The organism is Candidatus Solirubrobacter pratensis, from assembly GCF_000425945.1.
Lineage (GTDB): Bacteria > Actinomycetota > Thermoleophilia > Solirubrobacterales > Solirubrobacteraceae > Solirubrobacter > Solirubrobacter pratensis.
Genome location: NZ_AUEK01000006.1, coordinates 332,705 through 352,793 on the forward strand (window position 1 = coordinate 332,705; position 20,089 = coordinate 352,793).

Here is a 20,089-nt window from a genome sequence, read left to right on the forward strand (position 1 = left end):
GGGAGGGGAGGCCTTTCGGGACTGGAAGGGATCAGACGAGGTCGCGGTGGCGCAGCCGCAGTGCGGCCGCGGCGAACGCGACCGCGGCCCAGGCGATGAGCACCGCGAGGGCGACGCCCGGTGCCAGCACGCCCGGATCGGGGCTTGCGAGTACGCCGGAGGGCGCGCCGGCCAGCGGGCCGAAGCGACCGACGTCCGGGGCGACCTGGAAGACGGCCGGCTCGAGGACCGCCGCGAGGGCGATCAGGCCGACGACGGTGACGATCTGATTGCGGATGAGGGCACCGAACGCGACGCCGAGCGGCCCGAGCAGCGCGGCCACGGCCAGGTTCCGCCAGAGGACGTCGGCGAGGCCGCCGAGGCCGAGCGTCGCCTCACCGCGGATCTCAAGGATCACGGTGCCGACCACCATCGTGGCGACCGTCACCAGCAGCGAGAGCACGACGCCCGCCAGCGCGTATGACGTGGCCTTGGCGGCGAGCAGCCGTAGCCGGTCCGGCGCGGCGAGGACGCTGCCGGTGATCGTGCGGTGGCGCCACTCGCCGGTCATTCCGATCGCGCCGAGCAGCACGATGATGTAGGTGATGGCGTTGTTTGTGAACAACTCCTGTGGGTCCTTGTCGACGGCCAGGACCGTCGCGAGGACGACAAGGACCATCGACAGGGCGGCCGCCGTGCAGACGACTACGGCGAACGTGCGGGTGGTGCGGAGCTTCAACAGCTCGGCGTGCAGCAATGCGGTCATGCCCGTGCTCCGGTCAGTGAGAGGAAGGCTTCTTCCAGCGAGCGCGCGCGGGGCGCGAGCCCCAGCACCGCCACCTGCTCGCGGCCGGCGATCTCGCCGACCTGCTCCGGCGTCGCGCCGAGGACGTGCAGCACGTCGCCGTTGCGCTCCACGCGGTGGCCGCAGCGCCGGAGCGCCTCGCCCAGCCGCACCGGGTCGTGCGCGCGGACCTCCGTCGCGGGCCCGTCGTCGCCGCCGAGCACCTGATCGAGCGGACCCTGCGCACGCAGCTCGCCGTCGGCGATCACGATCACGTCGTCGACCGTCTGCGCCACCTCGGCGAGGACGTGGCTGGAGACGAGCACCGCGCGGCCAGCGGCCGCCTGCTCGCGCAGCAGGCCGCGCAGCCAGCTGATGCCCGGCGGGTCGAGGCCATTGGCCGGCTCGTCGAGGATCAGCACCGGCGGGTCGCCGAGCAGCGCGGCGGCGATTGCCAGTCGCTGGCGCATCCCCATCGAGTAGCCCTTGATGCGCCGGTCCGCGGCGTCGGTGAGGCCGACGGTGGCCAACACCGCCTCGACGCGCCCCGCGGGATGGCCGGCTGTGGCGGCCAGGACCCGGAGATGGTTACGGGCGCTGCGGCCGGGATGGAAGGAGGCGTCCTCGAGCACCGCGCCGACGCGGGTGCCGGGGCGCTCGAGCTCCTCGTAGCGCATCCCACCGAACGTGGCGGAGCCCGACGAGGGCCGGACGAGCCCGAGCAGCGCGCGCAGCGTGGTGCTCTTGCCGGCGCCGTTGGGACCGAGGAAGCCGGTAACGCGGCCCGCCTCGATGTCGAACGAGAGCGACTTGACGGCGGCGAAGTCGCCGAAGCGCTTGGAGAGGTCACGGACCTCGACGGGGGCCATGGCGTCAGCCCTCCGGTCCGGAGACGAAGACGACGTGCGATGGGCGTGCGTTCATGGCGTCAGTCTCCGGTCTGGAGCCGCGCCTGTCGTCGTCCTCAGGATGCGACCGGGGTCCGCCCGAGCGCAGGTCTTTGGGCGCGCCGGTCTCTGTCGAACGACAGAGACGGGGCTACCGGCCGGGCTTTACGAGCCCACTCTCGTAGGCCAGCACGACGGCCTGCACGCGGTCGCGCAGCCCGAGCTTGGCCAGCAGGCTTGAGAGGTGCGTCTTGATCGTGCCCTCGGTGACGAACAGCTCGGCCGCGAGCTCGCTGTTGCTCATCCCGCGCGCGAGCATCACGAGCACCTCCCGCTCGCGCTGGGTCAGGGAGTCCAGCCGCGCGCGGACGTCGGCTTCGACGGGGCGGCGCGCGAACTGCTCGATGACCCGGCGCGTCACCGATGGGGCGAGCAGCGCCTCGCCCGACGCGACCAGCCGGACTGCGTCGACGAGCTGCTCGGGTGGGGCGTTCTTGAGTAGGAAACCGCTGGCGCCGGCGTGCAGTGCCTCGAACACGTACTCGTCGCGCTCGAACGTGGTGAGGATGATCACCCGGCTGTGCGGGTCGGGATCCTCGGCGATCCGCCGAGTGGCCGCCAGCCCGTCCCCGTCGGGCATCTGTATGTCCATCATCACGACGTCGGGCCGCAGGCGGCGAGTCGCCTCGGCGGCCTGCTCGCCGTTGGCGGCCTCGCCGATGACCTCGATGTCGGGCTGGGACTCGAGAATCATCCGGAACCCCGCCCGGATCAGCGACTGGTCATCGGCCAGCAGGACACGGATGCTCACGGCGTGGGCAGCCTGACCTTGACCGCGAACCCGCCGCCCGCCGCGGGCCCCGCGCTCAGCTGCCCGCCGTGCAGCGCCGCGCGCTCGCGCATGCCGATCAGCCCGAGGCCGCCCGACGGGGACGGCGGCATGCCGGTGGGCCGGCCGTCGTCGACGACCTCGAGCTCGAGCTCGTCGGGCCAGTAGCGCAGGTGCACGTCGGCGCGCGACGCCACCGAGTGTTTGAGCGTATTGGTCAGCGCCTCCTGCACGATCCGATACGCCGACACGTCGACGGTGGGCGGCAGCGACCGCTGCTCGCCCTCGATGCTGACCTCGACGGCGAGCGCCGACTCGCTCAGGCTCGCCGCCAGCCGGCCAAGCTCGCCGAGCCCGAGCTGCGGCGCCAGGTCGTCGGTGTCGCCCGCCTGGCGCAGAAACCCGAGCAGGCGGTGCAGCTCTGCCACCGCTTCCCGGCTCGAGCTCTCGATCGCCGCCAGCGCCTGCTTGGCCCCGACGGGATCACCGTCGATCACCAGGCGCGCGGCGCCGGCCTGCACGCCCATCATGCTCACGTGGTGGGCGACGACGTCGTGCAGCTCGCGCGCGATCCGCACCCGCTCCTCGAAAACCGCATGCTCGCGCTCGCCCTCGGCGTGGCGGGCGCGGCCCTCGGCCGCCACGACCTGCGCGGCACGCTCGCGCAGCGCGAAGCCCGCCAACCAGGCCGTCGCGAACAGGCCGGGGACGAACAGGAACTCCGCGGGCCCACGCTCGGGGTCGTTGGCGACGACAATCGCCGCCGCGGCCAGCAGGCCGGCCAGCCCAAGCCGTCCGCGCACGCCGTCCGCGACCTGACCGAGCATGAACGACGCCGCCACGCCCGCGATGTACACCGACGCGGTGTCGGTGACCAGCCGCCCGTCGGCGAAGGAGAGGGCCGCGGCCAGCACCCACAGCGCGGCGGGTGCCGCGAACGGCCAGCGCCGGCGCCCCAACAGCGCCAGGACGACGAGCGCGACCGCGGACGCCGCGAACCACCGCGGCGCCGGCGTCCCACGGGCGACTTCGAGCGCGCCCTCGAGTGCCGCAATCACAATCAGCGTGTCCAAGCCGCGGCGGCGCGCAAAGACGGGCAGACGGCTCACACACCGAACCTACTCCACGGCCAGACCGGCCGCTGATGCATCCTCTTCCACATCGCTCGCCCCAGCGGGCCGCTGCTGTGGTGGCCCGAATCGGCGGGGGCGATCACGACGAGCACCTGGGGCGGATCGTGGCGGAAGAACATGCCGCAGCGACGGGCGAGCGACCCGACCGGTTGCCCCGCGAGGGATGCGGCGACGTGACGCATCCGCGACGCGCCGAGCCGTACGCGCTCGGCATCGCGCTGTTCGCAGGCGCGTCGCGGATTACGTGGTCATGCCGGTCGGCGGGGGCGGCACTTCGGCGATCTCGACCGTCCGCACGGGCTCGCATCCCGCCGGCGGCCACGTGCCGTGGTCGAACACGCAGACGATCTGCGCTCCGGGCCGTGCCGCGCTCGGGGCGCGCAGCCCGAACCAGCCGGCGCGACAGAGCGCATCGCCCACATCCTGGAACGCCGACCAGGTCCGCCGCCACGGCCGCGGCAGCGGCAGGCCGACCGCGGCCAGCCGTTCGCGGCTGCTGAGGTCGGCCAGCTCGAGCGCGATCCGCCAGATGTGATGGTCGTGCGGGATCGCGCGCGCCGGCGGCAGCCCGCGCTCGGCCAGGAAGCGGTACCACTCGGCAGTCGCGGTCGCCGCGCGGTCGGCGAGATAGAGACCGCGCACGACGGTACCGTGCTGCCAGCGCCCGTCGGTCGGTTCAGCGGCGCGACCCAGCAGCGAGGAGCTGTGCGGGGCGTGACGGATCCACTCGCCGGCGAGGAGCGTCGCCTCGACGTCGAGCGCCACCGGCTCTACGTGACGCCGGGATACTCGAGCTCGGCGATCAGCTGCGCGACGCGGCGATATTCGCCGCGCGCGAGCAACTCAACGGGCTTGTCGTCGTCGAGCGCCTCCAGCGGCCGGTTGAGCCAGACCGGGATGTAGCCGGGTTCCATCACGCGCGCCAGCCGGTCGGTCATCTCCGCCAACTCGATCAAGCGATCCGCGCGCGCGCCGGTCGGCGCGCTGCGCCCGTTCAGCCAATCGCGGACTGTGCTCGGCCGGGCACCGGTTGCGGCGGCGATCTGCCGGTCGCTGAGGTGCGCGGTGTCCCTGACGCGCCGGGCTTCGAGGGCGAGAGCGGTCACCTGCTTACCGTAACGCTCCGTCAGAATTCCGTCAAGATTTCGCGCCGACGACGGATCGCAAAATCGCGGCCGCCAGCCGAACTGCTCATGCCGTATCGATGCCGTACTCCGTGCGAGAGTATCCCTACGCACCGCCCGGTCGAACGCCGCGAGTTGCGGGGAACTTCGCGAGAGCGAGTAGGCCACGTTCACACGCAGTGAAGCGGTCGGGGAGTCAATCCACCGCAACACGTTCATGCGATTTGCAGGGATTTCAAGCCGACGCCCGGACTCGAACCGGGGACCCCTTCATTACGAGGCGCTACGCCTACCGATGCCGTAAATGTGCGATTTGCAGGGTTTTTCGGCTGGTGACGTAGCATCGCCAGGCCGTGCATGCCGTATCCATGCCGTAGTTCGGGCGCCACTTCGGACGTTTCCGTCCGCGAGTCGGTCGACGATCAAATCCGGAGGCTACGGCTGGCTGGAATCGTCGAGGCCGCTACAGCGGGTCGCGCGCCGGACCGGCGAGAGTGTCCTGGATCCACAATCTGGGCGCTTCCGGCCCGGCGCGGCGCCGCTTCTTTCATGTCGAGCATTCGCCGCCCCGTCGCGAGAACGCGAGCGAGCGACGAGCCTCGACCAGCGTGGCCTTACTCCGCCTGCCGTTTGCGACGGAACGTACCGGCGTTGAAGGGCACCGCCGCGTGCGTCTGCCGCGCGTGCAGGTCCAGACCGACAAGGCAATGGGCTTCATCGCCACCGTCGGGCTCCCCTTATGCGGTTGCGGCCGCCGTGCGGGTGCCAGCCGCGCGGCTATGAACCCCCGACCGCGTCGGGGGCCGGCCATCTCTGCCGCCAATGCCGGACGCAACCCTGCATGGGTCTAATGGCTCACGATCTAGAACGCTCCTGCTCTGTGGCGGCCGGCGCCCATGCTTCCTCTGGGATCGCCGCCTCCAGTTCAGCCCGCGCCGCTCGGAGGCGCTCCGCCAAGGCGACCTCCGTGCCGAGGGCTCGGTGGAGCGAGGCCTCGGTTTCGGACGCCCGTGCGGCGTTGGCGGATACCGATTCGGCGCGATACCTCGCAAGTGCCTGATTCCAGCCGGAGATCACCCGATCGGCGCGTTCGTTGAGCCGCGACCGGCTCTCCCGCTTGAGCTCGTCCGCCTGCGCCAGCCGCTGCGTGACGTCCTGCTCCTCCTTCAAGGAGAAGACGAGGTCGACCAGCGACTGTCCCAAATCGGCCACCGACGCGAATGGCGACTCAAGACCCTCCACGTCCAGGAAGACATCCGCGGTTTTCCCTATGCCATCGATCACTGACTTGAGCGTGTCGGCGTATCCAGGGCGCCGCCACCGCTGGTCGATGTGCCCTGGGGACGACCCGTGATCCTGGCCCTCCTCTTCGACGAGGACCGGTAGGCGAGACCGCAACTCCTGCGCGAGAAGGCTCTGGTTCAGGTGATCGCATTCGGTTGCGGCATCGGCAACGACCGTAGCGATGTCGGTGGCAAACTCGTCGCTGAGCGCGGAGATCGCGTCATTGAACTCTTGCCAGCGCCCACGCCACGCGACCTCGATCTCGTCGTTCAGCGAAACGGTCGACGCCCCGATCAGCTCTGCCAGGTCGTAACCGAACTGCGCCGACACGTCTGCGCCACGCATCCGCAGTTCGTTCCTGTACCGATCGGCGATCCGCCCGACCTTCTTGTCCGCCTCCACGAGCAGACGGTGCAAACGCTGCTGGAGCTCAATCGCAAGCCTGAGTTCTGGCTGCCGCTCGTCGACAAGCGCTGGAAGAGCCCGATCGATGAGGTCGAGCGCGCGGATTGCGCCCCTGATCCGCATGCGCTCCTGGGCAGAACCGGTCGCGAGCTGGACGATTCGGGAATCGAGCATCTCGATTCCGGCGCCTCGCGCGGTTTCGGCGCTGGCGCCGCCGCCGACAACCTGCTTGGCCGAGGTCCAGACGGGCTCGATTGCGCTGGGGGGTACTGGGGCGAGAGCCTGACGAAGTTCCTCGAGCGCCTCATCCCGATCAACCGCCTCCCTGTCGGACTTCGTCATGACGAAGAGGGTGACGCCGAGCTTCCGGCCTACGACGACGAGATGCCGCAACTGCTCGCGCGCCAGATCGTCCAGCAGTTCGGTGGTAACGGCCACCACGACCGCGTCCGCCCGAGTGATTCGGTCACGGACGTCGGCGTCGTGTTCCCACCGTTCGGTGCCCAGCCCCGGGGTATCCCAGATCTCGATCTCCAAGCCCGACCGGATGGTGATGTACCGTCGCGAGCGGTCGGTCTTGATCACCGGGGCGATGTCCGCGTGCGCATCCGGGTCTCCTGTCAGGGCGGCGATCAGGGTGGTCTTGCCCACGTTGTGTTCGCCGATCACGGCCACTGCCACGGAATCGGGGACGTTGAGGAGGTACCTGGCAACCTCATCCACATCGGAGGCGCTCACGCCAGCGGCCCGGAGGTCGGCGTGGAGGCGATCAACCATGTCCTTCTCAAACTCAGTCGGCATCTGATTCCTCCATCGCGGACATCAGCGACTCCAGACGAGCCGCCTCCTCTGTCACAGGTCGTGCGTCGCTGCCGCGTTCTGACCTATGCGGTCCACGAGGCCGGCGACGTGGAGATCCGTTCTGCGCACCCGGGTCGTCGAGTGAGACCAGGAGACCAGCACATCCTGCCAGCAGCTCCTCCAGAGGAGCCCCGTCGTTGCGCAGCGCGATCGCGCGTCGGAGCTCACGGACGTGCGACTCGACCAGTGCTGCACGCGGGGACACCGGCAGCACGATGCCCTGCGGAGTCGCGAAGCGCTGCGCCGCGACTTTCCGCGCTACGCGTGCGCCGGTCGCTCGCGCTCGGGCCAATCGAGCCTCGGACGTCTTCAAGTCGTCGATCTGCCGACGATGCTGCCCCAGCACTCCCTCATCCAGGTCGCGGAGTAGACCCCCTACCGCCTGATCCCACGCCTCGCCGAAGTCGTCCCGGAGGGCATCCATATAGGCGCCAAGGTCGCTCTGCAATCGCTTGATGGCTTCCTCTCGCCGCGCCTCAGCCTTCTTCTTCTGGCGCATTGCGAGCGACCCCAGCGCCTTGCTCACGATGGCTCCCACCCTGCCGCCGGCCCCGGTGATCAACGAAAGAACGGTGAGCGCGCCCGCCACGACGTCTGCAACGGTGGCCAGTCGCTGAGTGAATCGCTCGCGCTTGGCGGCTCGTCGAATCTGCGCCCAGCTCTCGTCCACGTCTAGGCGCCCGTGGAGCGACGCGACGAGTTTCCTGTCGCCCTCGAGTTCCTCGAGCTTCGTCCGCGCCCTCTGCCATATCTCATCAAGCTCCGACTCCAGTTCGACCCTGATGCCGTCGAGGTCCAGCGCTCCCAGAAGATCGGCCTCGAGCTGCGCCGCCGAGGGGCGCTCCGCAGCGCGTACCGCGACGCCAATTGCGCGTTCATGGCTGGCAGCGAGCATCTCACCAATTCGCGAGCGTCGTGCACGAGCGTCCGCCTCGGTCTCCTCGAGGATGGCCTCGATCGAAGGCAAGGCAGCCACGATTTCCGCGCGCACACGGCGGAGTCTCTGAACTACGGCGAACAGCTCACGGTCGAAGCGCGCGTGGCAAGCCAGGGCCACGTCGAGCGCGGCGTCCCTCCGGTACTCAGCAGCATCCGGAGCACAGTCCTCGATCGCTCGCAGGACCTCCTCGATCTTGCTCTGCTCCCAGAGCGCCCGGCGATGAAAGGTTCGCCAGCGATCCCCGTGAGGAAACCGCGCAGAGTGAGCCGACAGGGCGTGAATCAGGACGATCGGCGGGTCGACGTGCCCCGCCCGCTTCAGAAGACTTGCCGCCGAGGAGCGGTACTCCTCGAGTTCGCTTGGATCGAAGACGAGGCTTTCGTCGCGGACGAAATCCTGCAGCGGCACCTCGGCCTGCTTCACGTTGATGACGCACACGAGGGGCACGCTGAGATCGGCGAGCCGCCGCATGTGCTCCTGGTCGACTTCGAGGAGCTTGTCCTCGGTGAGCACGAAGAGGATCAAATCGGCGTCCGTAGTTCCTTCCCACGCCAGCTTCTCCAGGTCGGGACGACGGGCTCCGGCCACTCCCGGCTGGTCAATGAAACGCAAGCCGTGTCGCTCCCACGCCCGCGATTCCTCGGTCGTGTTTTGCCGGCCCGAGCTCAACGCCGCCGGCTCGCCGGTGACGGCCGACCATACGGTGCTCTTGCCCGCCTTCGTGCGACCGAACAGCGACACGCGGAGGGCGGCGGGACGCGCGCGGAGGGCGTCCAGTTCGCGCTCTGCTAGGTCGACGTGAACGAGCGCATTACGTCTGACGTCCTGCAGCGCGCCGACGCTCCCAGGGGAGTGCTCGTGAGCGCACAGGGTCTCTAGGGCGCCGCGTAGACCTCTGAGTCCCTCTTTCGCCGTTTCGCAGGCTCCGACCTCGTCGTGAGTGTGGCCGCTGAATGCGTGGTGCGCCCGTTGCGCCCACCCCGGACGCGGCAGGAGCATCCGCCGCAGCCCGACGGCGAGCGCAACGGCCAGGGTCAACGCCACGACGACAAGAACGGCTGTCGTCACGACATGTGACTCCGTGCGAAGAACGCGATCTCTACGTCTGACGCTGTGCGAATGGTCGCGCTCGTAAGCTCGTCGCCTCGAGCCCTATCACGGAGGCGCCGCATGATCGTTGTGAACAGCTCGAACGCGGCCGTCCAACCTCCTCGTCCCGGAGACGTGCCCCGCACCATCCGCCCTGGGGGAATCGGCACCGACGGATTTCCGTCCCGCACGAGATCCTAGATCCCGTCCGCGACGCGGCTGTCGTATACACCAAACCGTTCCTGATCCCAGAGGGCCAGAACCTTCGACGCCCGGCTGGTCCCCCAGCTCGGCAGCCTGAGTAGTGGTTGGCACGCCCCCCGAAGGTCGTAGCGGTCCAGGACCGGAACGACTAGTGCCGTGGCCGCGTGAAGGGCGGACTCTGGCGGAACCGCCCGAGATCCGAAGCCCCACAGCATGATTGGAGCGATGCACTGCGCTCCCAAGGACCCATTGGCCCTGAAATCCTCGGCGAGCAGGCTCGCGAGCTCCGCTCGCCGACGCAGGGCCTCGTCCAACGGCACCCCTTGGGGCCACTCGTAGCGCGATCGCCATTCGGGCAACTGACCCGCGACCAAGTCGAAGCAGGAGTCCACGACTGCCAGCGGATCGCCGCTGTCGACCGCCTCGCTCTTGCGCCAGCGCGGCTTCACCTCTCGGACGCGGATGTCTCTGACTCGTATCTTCAACACAGGCCCCTAATACGCCTCAACCATGAGTGTGCTCACCTCGCCGCCGGCTTGTCGTCACGTGCCCAGTCGAGCGCGGCACGGCATTTCTGACGTCGGGTGGTTCCTCGCCGGTCTTGAGCGCCTGTTGGCCGAGGCCGAATCGGAGGCTCCGAGTCTCCGCAGGTTCCGACTAGCGAACGACGCCCATCGCCCCTGTGGCGTCGACGAGGAGTCATGGCTGACGCGACCCTGGCTCCCGCCTCGGACGACGAACGGAAGCGCCGCTCCGGCCCGACGCGTGGCACCCGGTGCATAGGCCCTCAGGCAGAAGCGAAAGCCGCGCTTCTCGACGATGGCGGCACATTGCCGAGCTGCGTGCCGGGACCCAGGCGCAGTCACGACGTGCTGCACCAGCCGACGGACAGGGGAAGCCTCCGCCCGCCGGTGAGACGGGACGGTCCGAGCCTGAGGCGTCGATGCCCATCTCATGCAGCTCAAGGGCCGCTCCCATTCGCCCCCTCGGGGACCCATCGACCGCGTGCCGGGCCGCACACGCTCTACACCGCCACGGGAGCGCCGTCATCGTCGATGGCGGCAAACCGATCGTGGAATGTGTCGATCCACGCGTTCGCGTGTACCAGCGCCGGGTGGCGAGCCTCGCGGTCGCGGAAGTCTCGATCGTGCGGGCTGTGGACGGCTCCGGTCCGTGGGTTGGTCTTGCCTTCCAGCACGTCCTGGTGATGGAGCAACTCGTGATAGACGAGGAACTCGATGATGCTCGCTTCGACAGCAGGGCTGTCGAGCAGCACGTTGACCCGGATCTTCGGGAAATTGTGGGCCGGGGAGTCCGTCTGCCACTGGTAGTCGGCCCATATGGAGCCCAGCGCACGCGTCGTCCACTCGATACCGCCGGCGGGCGCGGCCAACGGCTCCGGGAACAGCGCTGGATCGGTCCGGACACGTTCGAGGATCGTTTGGAGATCGTGCGTGCCGGTTGCGAACATATGATCGATGCGGTCCGCTCCACGAGTGGGTGGCACACGGAGTTCGTCGAAGCTTTCGGGCTCGCCGACGTCGAGATGTGAGAACTGCTCGAGGACCTGCCGTCGGAGCCCTTCCCGACCGCCGTAATAGGCGTCGACAAGCGCGGGATTGGCGTCGTACGCCGCAGCGATGGTCGCCTCACGCTCGTCCCGGCGCGCGTCCGCGTCGAAGAGTCGCCGGGCGATGCGGCGGGGGTCGACCGCGTCGCGGTTCTCCAGCGCGATGAAGGGGGGCATCTCGCCTTCGGCAGCGACATAGCGTGCCAGCATGTAGAGCCGCGACAAGGCAGGACGCGGTTCCGGCGTCTCCGCGAAGAAGCGATCGTGCCAGAGTTCGGGGTCCGGGCCGACCTCTCCGGCGGCAACGGCGGCCGCGAGCTCGTCGAAGCCTACGGCGTCGTGGTCGTACACGAACAGATCGACGTGGCGGGCTTCGAGTTCCTCATCCTCGCCGGATTCGTCGTCGATCGGCAGCTCGACCTCAAACGCGAAGAGGCCGATGGGCACTGCGGTCCATGGCGCTCCCTCCGTGGCGGGAAGTCGCTCTCGCACTTCGTCAGCTGCGGCCATGAGCACGCGGCGCCAGGTGTCCAGGTCGATCCGCACGCCCGGGGTGGCCGCGGCCGTGGGTGCTGGCTCCTCGACCACCGGACTATCGACCAGGCCGGAGAGGCGAATGGGATCGATCCAGTCGGGGAAGCGGTGCCAATGGTCGCGAAACGAGACCAGGTAGGCGTGCGGCGTGCCGCCGACCTTCTCGCCCCGCAGCGCCCGGCCGACCATCTGGCTCATCAGCACCTCACTGCTCGTGGGGCGAGCGAGGAACGCCGTCTTGACGGCCGGGAGGTCGACGCCCTCTGTGAGCACCTGCACGTTGACCAAGACTGGGAACGCTCCGCTCCGATAGCGCTCCAGCAGCTCAGCTCGCGGTACATCCTCGGCGCTCGCGCCGTTCCCGGGCTCAGGCAGGTAGAGCGTGCTGATGGATGCGGTCAGTGCGCCGGCAGGTACTCCTGCGACCGCGAAATCGCGCGCGAGCACGTGCGCGTGGTCCACGTCGACCGCGAACACGATCGTCTGGCCATAACTGAAGTCGCGGCCGTCGGTTGGTCCGCGGCGATACGTGTCGACGATCGTCCGATTGCGCGACACGTTGCCCGCCAGCCGCGACGCCAGCCGGGAGGAAAGCTCGCCGTACTGCATCAGGTGCATGAGGTCGTCGTCATCGGCGAGCGCTTCGGCGTCGACCTCGGTGGGGACCGATGCGATCCGGGCCTCGGCCAGATATCCACCCGCGGTCAACTCGGCCAGCGTGACCTCGGCGAGCGTGTGCTCGAACAGCCGCCCGAGCATCCGCCGCTCGTCGGGTCTCATCCGCGTGGGCGTGGCGGTCAGGCCGACAACCGCGTCATCTGTCGCCTCGCGGGCGAGCTGCAGTATCTCGCGCCACGTCCGCGCGACTGCGTGGTGCGCCTCGTCGAACACGACGACGCAGGGATGCGCGGCCAGGAAGCCGCGCACGGCCAACGGGTGTCGTGCGAGCGACCCGATGGTCGCGACGACGACGTCGTGCGCTACGTCCGGCAGCGTCGTCGCGGAACCGAAGCCGCTGCCGATCAGCCGCATCGCGAGCCGCTCGTGCGAGCCGCCCAACAAACTCGCCGATCGCACGAAAGTCCCCGCTGTCTGCCGCAGCAACTCCTCTCGATGTGTGACCCAGAGGACCTTCACGCCGCGGCGGACCGGATCGTCGAGCAGCCAGTGCACCCGCGGTCACCGTCTTCCCCGCGCCCGTCGGCATCACAACTACACCCACCAGGCCGTTGCCGTGCCGGCGATAGGCGTCATGCAGGCGTGAGACCACCCGCTCCTGGTGCTCGTGCAGGGCCGGCGGCGCCATCCCGCGCGTGCTGACGACGTTGAATGGCCGAAGCTCCGGCTCGGTATCCGCCGGTGCGAGGGCGCCACCCGACGCCCTCAGGGCTTCTGCGAGTACCTCGCGGACAACATCGCTCTGACGACGGCCCACCGGCGGGTCGGCGACGCGGCGGACTGCGGCTAGCTTGCTGCGCGGCGAGATGATCTGGCCGCGAAGGCCGGACGAGATGACTCGGCCCTGGAGCACCGCGTGGACGTGGTCGAGAGCGGCCGGATCGTTGCGCAACCACGCGTTGACGGTCACCGTGCGCACACCGAAATCCCGAAAGAAGTCGGGACGCGGAAGGGGCCACTCCTCCCGCAACAGACCAATCGCCAGCGCGGTGTCCGGTCGCCCGCCGCCGACCGCGCGCGCGAACGCTCGAACAAGATCGGGCCGGCAGGTTCGCCCAATCGAAACTCGCGTCGTCGCGCATTCATCCGCCTCAGCCGTCTAGCCGAAGCACCCACTGCTGTCGTTGGTGGACACGTTCCGCACATGAGCGCTAGTACGCAGGAGCTCAGTGTTCGGCATGCGGCGATGCTAAGGGAACGGGCGCCCCTTCGCGAGGAGCTCGGCCGCAATCGACGCGACGCGCATTGCGCCATGCCGCCGCGACCGCCGCAGCTACTAGCTGCAGCTGAGCATCGCGAGCCGCGGCTACCGATACGCGTCACAGGGTTCGCATCGCGGTCATGATGGCGAGCGTGCTCCGCGCTCGCGCCCGGCTCGACGCAACCGGACCTTGGCGCCACCTAGCTAGAACCGCGATTTACCGAGAAGCGGTTGCTGCGATTTGCGGGATTTCAAGCCGACGGGGGACTCGAACCCCCGACCTCTTCATACGACGCGGTACGCCTACTAGCATCAGAAATACGGTTGCAGCGAATTCCCAACGCTCGCCGTGCGTCGCAGCCTCGTCCGTGCCGTATCCGTGCCTATTCTGCGCCGCAACTGCGGCGTGCCAACCGGCGCAGTGCGGGGCGCGCATAAGCCTGGGTTCGCCGTCTTCCCGCCCAGGCGGATCTGTCGGCCCAGCCTGAGACCCTGAGCGATCGTGCCGGAGGGTATGGAAGACGCTGACGTCCTGGGCGGCATCGTGCGCAGGCAGCAAGGGCCCGACGCGGTTCTCCTCCTCGGGGCGGGCGCGTCAGTCAAGTCCGGCGTTCCTCTCGCACGCGACATGGTGGCGATGGCCGCCATGTGGGGCTGGTGCCGGCGCAACAACCGCTCGTTCCGGGATCCGCGGCTAACGCGAAGCGACTGGTACCCGTGGCTTTCCGATCAAGGCTGGTTCGACGCGGACATACCGTGGGCGGATCAGTATCCAACGGCGGTCGAGCGCCTGCTTACGCCGCGTGAGAGTCGTCGCGAATTCTTCCTGAACGTGCTCGACCGGGCGGTGACGCCCAGCGCCGGCTACGAGGCCCTCGCCGGGCTCGTCGGGGCAGGCGCGGTCAACCATCTGCTGACAACGAACTTCGATGCGCTCGCGATCCAAGCCTGCCGGGCCGACCGCGGTGTGTCGCGTGTCGAGCTGATCCGTCGCCCCGCCGATCTTCACCTGTTCTCCCTGGCCCCGCGCTACCCGCAGGTCGTCCAGTTGCACGGCTCGGTGGAGCATTATGAGGACCGCAATCTGGAGACCGAGACCCGGACTCTCGATCCGCTGATGCGCGACGCCGTGCTGCCGTTGCTGCGTGATCACCCGCTCGTCGTCATCGGCTATCGCGGGGCGGAGCCCTCCGTCATGGAGGATCTGTTGTTGCGAGGCGTCGACCAGGTCAACGGCTACCGCCACGGCATCTACTGGTGCATGCTGCCGGGAGAGACTCCCAGTCCGCTGGTGGAGAAGCTTGCGCAACGCGTCGGAGCCAACTTCGCCTTCGTCGAGATCCCGGGGTTCGACGAGGCGATGACCGAGTGGGCGAGGGATCTGCGTCCGGCGCGTGTCCCGCGCGTGTCCTCCTCAGATCCGGAACCGGTGTCCGATCTGCGGCCGGTCGAGTTGAGCGTCGATGAACTCGATCAGGTGCTGCTCGTAGAGCGGCTCGATGTCTACGCCGAGCGCATGGACCTGCCCCCGGCCGAGGACGACAGTGCACGCGAGCAGCGTCTAGAGGAAATGCGGCTAGTGCGTCGCCGCGACGACGGCGGCGCCGTGCTGACGAGGGCGGCGATGCTGCTGTTCTCGGCCGAGGACGTCGTCCGCGTCGAGATCACCGCAGGTGAGGTCTTCCTGCCCGTCGCCGGCAACGCGCTAGTCGTCCTCGACCGGGTGTTGGATGCCCTTGACGAGCTCAACGAGACCTACCGATTGAAGGGCGCCACGTCCGAGGATGTCCGCCGTTTCGACCCGCGTGCCATCAAGGAAGTGGTCGTCAACGCGCTCGCCCACCGTGACTACGACGTCGATGCGCCCGTACGCATCCGCATGTCGTCCCGCGAGCTGACCATCGTCTCTCCCGGCGGCGTCGTTGAGGGACTGCGGCCCGAACTGCTCGGTGAGCGCGGACAGCGCGCGTATCGCAACCCAGTGCTGGCCGACCTGCTCTACGGGATCGGGGCCATGGACAAACGAGGCTCGGGCCTGCCGGATGTCCTGCGGTGGGCACGGCAAGCGGGCGGCGAGGCGACATTCGGCGTCACCCACGATGCCCGGTCATTCGTCGCGTCTCTGATCGCACGTGACCTCGATCCTGACCCGGTGACCGGCACCGCTTCCCCCGAGCACGTGGAGCGGTTCACCGTCAACGCCCTTCCGGTCGAACTTCGCGGCGCGCTGTTTCGGACGCGCTCGTCGATCACCGATCGGACGATGGTGTTCGACGCGGCCGGCGACGGTGCCCCAGTTCCCGGCTTCGCCTTCGACGCGGGTGAGCTGTACACGTTCGACGACCCATCGAGCGACGGCTCACCGTTCGCCGCGTTCCTTCTCGGCGAGCCCGCGACGGTGCCGGCCGGCGACCTCCTAGGGAGGCCGGAGTCCGAGCGAGTGCTCGTACAGTTGCTGAACTCGTGTCTTCTCGCTTGGTCGCGCGATCGGCAGCTGCGCAGCGACGCGGGCGCCATGCGGTTTTGGTTTCCTCGGGACGAGGATGGCGAGCGTGCCGTGACCTATCGCGCGCGCGTGCGAGAGTCGCGCCGCGCCGTCACTCGGCCGAAGGTCTCTAATGCGAGCGGTGCGGTGCGCTACTGGGAGCACGAGGCGGTGCGAGTGCGCTTCCGTCGCTACGGCGATCAGTGGGTCGTGCACCTCGTGCCGACGATGGTCTTCACCACCGACGGCGAAGCCGACTTGCTCGTTGGGCCGCGCGTCGGGCCGCTTGCGACTCGGCGCCTAGCCCGGGACTTCAACCCGCAAGTCCAGAACGACATCTATTTCTGGCGTTGGGTGTTGGTTGGCGGCGATGAGCACGTGGATCTCGGCGCGGGGTCGGTCCGGGTCGGGTCGCGGTTGCTGGTCCGCGATGTCATCGACGCGCCGCCTGCGACCGGCGGCCTGGGCGCCGAACCCGAGGAGGACGTTGTCGAGCGCGACGTCGCCTCCGAGCTCGCCGAGATCGCCGCCGAGCAGGCCGAGGAGCGCGAGTGAGCCTGACTCTCGACATCATTCACGAGACCGAGCCGCTTCTTCAGTTCGGCGACGGGCACGACGCCCGCACCCCGAAGGAGGGTCTGCTCGCGGGCGGTCCCTATGACCTGCGTCTCGGGCGCGCGCATCGCTCCGCGTTGCGGCTCGCTCTTATCGGCCCTCCAGAGGCGGTGCGCGGCATGCGTTCGTTCGTGCGCCGCATGCAGCGAGGCATCAGCGCCCAGAAGACCAACATCAGCCTGTTCCCGGCATTCCCAGCGTTCCAGGAGATCTTCCGGTCGTCGCTGGACAGCCGCGCGGACTCCGACGTGATCCTTGATTCAAGCGCCTATCGGGCAGCGCTTGGCTTGCCGCCCGCTGACGCGTTTGTCCGCATGGTCGACCTGTACGGCAGCGCGATCGAGGATCTTGCGCGCCGCGACCTCGCGGCCGACGTCGCCATTTGTTGCCTACCCAGGGAGCTGCGCGACAAGTGCGCGATCGTTGATTCGCGGCTGCCGCGCGGGCAACTGCGCGCGCTCCGCGAGCAGCAGCGCATTCGCGACTCCGGCCAGGACTCCTTGTTCGACGCCCTGGGTCCACGCGGCGAGCCATTGACCGTCGAGGACGCGGCCGACCCGGTGCCCGAGGACCTGCTGCGCCGCAACTTTCGAGCGGCACTCAAGGCGCGGGCTATGGAGGCCAAGCTGCCGATCCAACTCGTCACCGAGCATCTCTGGGATGATCGCCGCGACAACGAGGACGCCGCCACGCGCGCGTGGAACCTCGCTGTCGCCCTGTACTACAAAGCAGGCGGCATCCCGTGGCGGGCGGACATGCGAGTCGACGAGGCATGCTTCGTCGGCGTCTCCTTCCATCACCTCCGTACGCAGCGAAGCCACGTCGTGTACTCCAGCCTTGCGCAGGCGTTCTCCTCAGACGGCGAGGGCTTCGCGCTGCGGGGAGAGGCGGTGCCGTACGACGCACAGACCCGCCGGCCTTACCTCTCGGCCGAGAAAGCCAACGGACTACTGAGCACTGTCCTTGACGCCTACCGGGAGCGCGCCGGACGCGACCCGGTCCGAATCGTCGTCCACAAGACCACTCTGTTCACGAACGAAGAGCGCGAGGGGATCGCCGCTGCCCTGACGTCTGTGCCCAACGTGCAGCTTGTGACGATCCGGTCGCGCCACGACTTCCGGATGCTTCGCCAGGGCACCTACCCACCTCACCGCGGGACGCTCTGCCGGCTAGCCGACGCCTCGTACCTCTTCACCGTCGGCTACCAGCCTCAGCACCTCACTTATCCGGGCCCGCACATCCCCGTGCCGCTTGAAATCGTCGGCGTCGAGTTCGCCGACGTCGAACAGGTCGCCGACGACCTGCTCTGTCTGACGAAGATGAACTGGAACTCGGCGCGGTCGGCAGCGGGTCTGCCGATCACGCTGTCGTTCGCACGCAAGGTCGGCGGGATCATGGCCGAGTTGCCGCCCGGCGTCAGCCCGCACCCGTCGTTCCGCTACTACATGTGAACGCACGCATCGGGGTGGCTGCCGAGCTGGGAAGGGAGGCCGGTGCACAACCCCATTGATGTGCGGGACTGCGCTCGCCAGCTCGTTCGCGACCTCGCGAGGGAAGGCGCCACGCCTGCTCGACTTGCCTGAGTCAGGCCGCGTCGGCTTCGCGCAGCTCGCGGAAGGCCTGTTCGGCGTCGCGTTCGAAGGTCTCTTCGACCTTGCGGAACGCTTCCTCGACCTCCGGGCGCGTGCGGGTCGAGTCCTGAATCAGGACATCACCGTTGGGAAGCGGATGCTCGATCTTGTCGTGCTCGGTCATGCCGTAGTCGTTATTAGAGCATCGCTCGGACGGAACATCAGCGGAAGGGCTGGTCGAGCAACGCCAGCACGTTCGTCGTCAGCGCCTGATTGAAGCGGGCCTCGACGATGTCGTCCATTGCGTTGAGCATCGTCTCCTCGCGACCCTTCATTGAGGCGGTCGTTAGACAGCCAACGGGAATACGTCCGTGGCGGTCGCTGTCGATGACCAGCGGCGTGCCGCGGATGAAGTGCCACCGCGAGGCGTAGATGTCGCGGGTCTCGGCGAGCGGCAGCCCGCGGCAGAACGAGCGCACGGCGACCCAGCGGGCATGCTCGTCGATCGCGACCGGTTCGACCGTCTCTTGGTCGATGTGGACGCGATCAGTGGTGACGCGGTTGATGAGGTGCGCGGCGTTGGCGTCGATCAGCCACAGCGTGAGCGCGAGCTTCTCCTGCCAGCGGCGACCCTCGAGCTCCTCGGCGGCGGCGACCGCGCTCTCGAGCGCCGAGCGGAGCCGAGCGCCGACGACCAGCTGTGCGCGGACGAACGCGTCGTCGTCGCCGATCCCGAGCAACTGCCGCTCGACGGCGTCGACCCATGTACGGGCACGCTCCGGCAACGGCAGATAGTTGTCCTCGAGTTGCTTCGCGCGCGCGACCTCGTACAGGAGCTGCGCCACATCGACGTAGTGATCGACGAAGACGGCGGTGACGCCGACTGCCGCCCACCTGGCCGCGATCGCCTTCTCGCGCGCCGCGGGCACGCCGGCGGGCACCTTCCGCTCGTAGCTGTCCTGGCGGACGAAGATCGCGTAGCGCGGCGGCGTGGCAGCGCCGACATCGCCGTAGAGGTAGCGGATTAGGTTGGGGTCGGCGAGGCTGGTGCCGACGAAGACGAACATGCCCTGGCCGAGGGCAGTCCGCACGCGCGCCTCTTGCCACGGCATGCCCTGCTGCATGCGCTGATAGTCAGACTCGCTCAGCACGAGCCGGCCAGCGCGCCCGTCGCGTCCCGCGTAGCCATGCAGATGGACCACCTGCACCGCGCCGCGCGGCACCTCTCGGTGCTCGCCCACGTACGGCACGGCCACGCGCGGCTGCAGCGGATCATCGCGCAGGCCCTGCTCGGCCAGGTCGTCGTAGTTCGTGGTCATCAGCTCGAAGCCAGCACCGAAGGCGTCGATCAGGCGTGGCAGCTGGCGGCAGATCGGGCCCGGGAAGAATTCCGCGGCACTACGGCCCTCGCCGTAGAGGGCCTGCGGGATCCATGCCTCCAGCGTGTCGTGATCGCTGAGGGCATCGACGATCGCGGCTGCGCCGAGGTAGCCGTCGCGGCGGACCGCCTCGGCGACCCATCGCCGCCGGCCCGTCTCGTCGGTCTCTTCGAGCAGCCCGCTCTCGATGCCTACCCGGACGAGCAGGCGCTCGATCAGCGCCGGCCAGCTCGGCAGACCGGCTTCGATCGAGGCGCCCGCGCCAAGCAGCACCGTCAGGCGTGGCGCCGCGGCGGCGTCGGCGATCAGCCGGTCAAGCGGCGGCTGTGCGAAGGTGTCGAAGCTCACGAGAACATGATCGCCGCCCGGTCGGCGGGTCTACGCGGCGGCGGTCGTCGGACGAGCGTTCGCTGCTGCGTCTCGCCCGCGCGGGCGCCGGATCGCATGGAATGTCATGAAGGAGGGCGCCTCGGGGACGGGCCTCCCCGCAGACTGAGGGTGTCTGCTTCTCAACCCGCGAAGGGGAGGCCCTGTCGT

Annotated in this window: 14 protein-coding genes; 2 read left to right on the plus strand and 12 right to left on the minus strand. The window is 68.8% G+C overall.

The features are described from left to right. Window positions 1–31: 31 nt before the first annotated feature. The 10 genes from H958_RS42810 to H958_RS0105460 form a co-directional block, all read right to left on the minus strand. Window positions 32–745, minus strand: coding sequence for an ABC transporter permease (locus H958_RS42810; RefSeq protein ID WP_051323852.1), 714 nt, complete (start codon window positions 743–745; stop codon window positions 32–34). Beyond that, window positions 742–1,632 carry an ABC transporter ATP-binding protein gene (locus H958_RS0105415; RefSeq protein ID WP_028057914.1) on the minus strand — a complete coding sequence of 297 codons (891 nt, stop codon included), beginning with the start codon at window positions 1,630–1,632 and terminating at the stop codon, window positions 742–744. Before H958_RS0105415 ends, H958_RS42810 begins: the two co-directional genes overlap by 4 nt. Before the next feature lie 169 nt (window positions 1,633–1,801). Continuing rightward, window positions 1,802–2,461, minus strand: a complete 660-nt coding sequence (locus tag H958_RS0105420) for a response regulator (RefSeq protein ID WP_028057915.1) — start codon at window positions 2,459–2,461, stop codon at window positions 1,802–1,804. Continuing rightward, on the minus strand, window positions 2,458–3,588 hold the full coding sequence (locus H958_RS0105425) for a sensor histidine kinase (protein WP_196807225.1): 1,131 nt from the start codon (window positions 3,586–3,588) through the stop codon (window positions 2,458–2,460). Before H958_RS0105425 ends, H958_RS0105420 begins: the two co-directional genes overlap by 4 nt. A gap of 264 nt (window positions 3,589–3,852) precedes the next feature. Then, a complete protein-coding gene (locus tag H958_RS0105435) occupies window positions 3,853–4,377 on the minus strand; it encodes an RES domain-containing protein (protein ID WP_028057917.1) in 525 nt (174 codons plus the stop codon). A 5-nt stretch (window positions 4,378–4,382) separates the two neighbouring features. Then, the gene (locus tag H958_RS45910; protein ID WP_196807226.1) at window positions 4,383–4,904 is read right to left on the minus strand and encodes a helix-turn-helix domain-containing protein; all 522 of its coding nucleotides are present in this window, start codon (window positions 4,902–4,904) and stop codon (window positions 4,383–4,385) included. Window positions 4,905–5,591: 687 nt separating this feature from the next. Continuing rightward, window positions 5,592–7,226 carry a Rab family GTPase gene (locus tag H958_RS0105445; protein ID WP_028057918.1) on the minus strand — a complete coding sequence of 545 codons (1,635 nt, stop codon included), beginning with the start codon at window positions 7,224–7,226 and terminating at the stop codon, window positions 5,592–5,594. Next, window positions 7,216–9,294 (minus strand): GTPase, encoded by a 2,079-nt coding sequence (locus H958_RS0105450; RefSeq protein WP_028057919.1) that lies wholly within the window; start codon window positions 9,292–9,294, stop codon window positions 7,216–7,218. Before H958_RS0105450 ends, H958_RS0105445 begins: the two co-directional genes overlap by 11 nt. Window positions 9,295–9,512: 218 nt before the next feature. Next, the gene (locus H958_RS0105455; protein WP_196807227.1) at window positions 9,513–10,004 is read right to left on the minus strand and encodes a hypothetical protein; all 492 of its coding nucleotides are present in this window, start codon (window positions 10,002–10,004) and stop codon (window positions 9,513–9,515) included. 539 nt (window positions 10,005–10,543) lie between these two features. Next, window positions 10,544–12,796: a DEAD/DEAH box helicase gene (locus tag H958_RS0105460; RefSeq protein ID WP_081685629.1), complete on the minus strand. Its 2,253-nt coding sequence runs from the start codon at window positions 12,794–12,796 to the stop codon at window positions 10,544–10,546. Window positions 12,797–14,016: 1,220 nt separating this feature from the next. Between H958_RS0105460 and H958_RS0105470 the strand changes: the two genes are divergently transcribed. Then, window positions 14,017–16,542 (plus strand): ATP-binding protein, encoded by a 2,526-nt coding sequence (locus tag H958_RS0105470; protein ID WP_028057923.1) that lies wholly within the window; start codon window positions 14,017–14,019, stop codon window positions 16,540–16,542. Beyond that, window positions 16,539–18,053, plus strand: coding sequence for an argonaute/piwi family protein (locus H958_RS0105475; RefSeq protein ID WP_028057924.1), 1,515 nt, complete (start codon window positions 16,539–16,541; stop codon window positions 18,051–18,053). The genes H958_RS0105470 and H958_RS0105475 overlap by 4 nt, the downstream gene beginning before the upstream one ends. 133 nt (window positions 18,054–18,186) lie before the next feature. Here the strand turns inward: H958_RS0105475 and H958_RS45915 are convergent, their stop codons facing one another. Together H958_RS45915 and H958_RS0105485 are read right to left on the minus strand one after the other, a co-directional pair. After that, window positions 18,187–18,357 (minus strand): hypothetical protein, encoded by a 171-nt coding sequence (locus H958_RS45915; protein WP_156027710.1) that lies wholly within the window; start codon window positions 18,355–18,357, stop codon window positions 18,187–18,189. A gap of 37 nt (window positions 18,358–18,394) precedes the next feature. Further along, window positions 18,395–19,900 carry an SIR2 family protein gene (locus tag H958_RS0105485; RefSeq protein ID WP_028057925.1) on the minus strand — a complete coding sequence of 502 codons (1,506 nt, stop codon included), beginning with the start codon at window positions 19,898–19,900 and terminating at the stop codon, window positions 18,395–18,397. Window positions 19,901–20,089 lie beyond the last annotated feature (189 nt).

Excerpts from the sequence above, each read along its gene's own strand:
- H958_RS45915 (WP_156027710.1), bottom strand. The coding sequence starts at position 18,357 with ATGACCGAGCACGACAAGATCGAGCATCCGCTTCCCAACGGTGATGTC.
- H958_RS0105415 (WP_028057914.1), bottom strand. The coding sequence starts at position 1,632 with ATGGCCCCCGTCGAGGTCCGTGACCTCTCCAAGCGCTTCGGCGACTTC.
- H958_RS0105470 (WP_028057923.1), top strand. The coding sequence starts at position 14,017 with ATGGAAGACGCTGACGTCCTGGGCGGCATCGTGCGCAGGCAGCAAGGG.
- H958_RS42810 (WP_051323852.1), bottom strand. The coding sequence starts at position 745 with ATGACCGCATTGCTGCACGCCGAGCTGTTGAAGCTCCGCACCACCCGC.
- H958_RS0105445 (WP_028057918.1), bottom strand. The coding sequence starts at position 7,226 with ATGCCGACTGAGTTTGAGAAGGACATGGTTGATCGCCTCCACGCCGAC.